Origin of the sequence: Bacteroides caecigallinarum (assembly GCF_016902295.1) — a bacterium.
Taxonomy (GTDB): Bacteria; Bacteroidota; Bacteroidia; order Bacteroidales; family Bacteroidaceae; genus Phocaeicola; species Phocaeicola caecigallinarum_A.
The window spans coordinates 1-1,599 of sequence record NZ_JACJLQ010000100.1 but is presented as its reverse complement, the minus strand read 5'-3'; the positions used below and the strand labels follow the sequence as shown (position 1 = coordinate 1,599).

Sequence of the window (1,599 nt, the reverse complement as noted above, 5' to 3'; positions counted from 1 at the left end):
ATTTTGTATTGTGAAATCGTGACAATTTCAAAGGGCTTCAAATTTTCACGCTCCCGATACTGTGAGACATGGAAAATAAGACAAGTAAATGGCTGCAGATTTGTATGGAATACCCAAATCTCTGATTTGCGGAAGGTTGCCATACCAATCTGAGACACATTAGTGAATAGGTACTTGGCGTTCGGACATTCACAGTAATTTTGCGGTGAAAATCTGACAAGCCGTGAATTGTCAGCATACAAAAAGCTTATAAAATATGCTTTTAGCAATTACAAAAAGGCGAATTTTAATTCAACTACAAAGGGATTATCGCACTTGCTATCAATGATTTAGGAAGTTATCTTTCAATCATCCAATGTCCACATGTATTCATGTCCACACGTGTACATGTATACACCTATACAAGTGGACTTATATACACGTTTACATATATCCATAATACATGGATACAAAAAACCACCAACAAATCCTAAGACCTGATGATGGCTCAAAACTACAAGACAATATCAATTGACGTAGGCATAATTTACGTTGAAGCAGGTTTCAGAAACCTTTGCTGTCGTAATAACCATTGACCTGTCAGAGTTCGTGAAGCTGTATTCAAGTGTTGCCTCGTTCGCCGGAACAATCAGAGAATAATGTTCCTTCAAATAGTCGATAACCAGACGGCTATTGACTATCAGCTCTGTATCTATTACTGAATACAATGCTCCATTTGAAGCGTAAAAGCTATAGAGGATACCCTCATTACCTTTGCCAGTTGTGTAAGTGAGCTTAATAGAACTGGATATTGTAGTCTCCGATGCAAGACCATATCGCTTCATTGAAAAGTCCATGTAGTTCTTTACATCATCAATGGATGAACCTTCTATGTGATATGGCTCCGTCCATACTTTCAGTTCCGGTTGAAGACCTTCAGCGTCTTCCAAAATGTCGTCTTTACCACAAGAAGTTAATACCAATGGTACTGCCATTAAGAATGCGATAATGGCAAATGAGAAATATTTTTTCATATTCATAATATTTTGATTGTTATTGACTTGACTATATCTATGTATTCACGTGTACGTGTAAACATGTATATATTGCTATACGTACACATGGCTACGTGTATACACGTTTACATTACATCATTGATGTTTTTGGACTTGACTTTCCGAGCCTTGCCATGCTTCGCCTCGTATGCCTCGATGCCCTGTTTCATCACATACTCCATAAAGGCACGTATGGTGAAACCCTCCTTGTAAGCTATTGCCTGTACCTTATCTACAAGTTCCCTGGAGCAGATAAAAGAGAAATGTCGCCAGGAATTGTCCGGTTGCTCTTTACGTTCTGCCTTGAATGACCGTTTTTCCTGTTTCGGAATTGGCTTGGTCTCGGGTGTCTGTTCTACTGTTTTATTGTCAGGGCTGATAGCGGCAGTGCCCAGAATATTGCCAAGCAGAATGTCCATATTGTTTTTTGCCATAGTTGTTACTGGTTACGTGAAAGAATTTCCTCCGTAAGTGCAAGATAATCCTTTGCACCGTTGGAATTTGAATCATACTCGAATATACTTTTGCCACTACCGGCTGATTCCGCCAAGGCGATATTCTCACG

At 39.3% G+C, this 1,599-nt stretch carries 3 protein-coding genes; all 3 read right to left on the bottom strand.

Annotated elements, in window-relative coordinates; genetic code table 11:
* Positions 1 to 506: 506 nt before the first annotated feature.
* Positions 507 to 1,019: a hypothetical protein gene (locus tag H6A27_RS14305; RefSeq protein ID WP_204405198.1), complete on the bottom strand. Its 513-nt coding sequence runs from the start codon at positions 1,017 to 1,019 to the stop codon at positions 507 to 509.
* Between the two features lie 101 nt (positions 1,020 to 1,120).
* Positions 1,121 to 1,468: a hypothetical protein gene (locus tag H6A27_RS14300; RefSeq protein ID WP_204509172.1), complete on the bottom strand. Its 348-nt coding sequence runs from the start codon at positions 1,466 to 1,468 to the stop codon at positions 1,121 to 1,123.
* Between the two features lie 5 nt (positions 1,469 to 1,473).
* A partial coding sequence (locus H6A27_RS15290) for a ParA family protein (RefSeq protein ID WP_420867865.1) occupies positions 1,474 to 1,599 on the bottom strand: 126 nt, incomplete at its 5' end.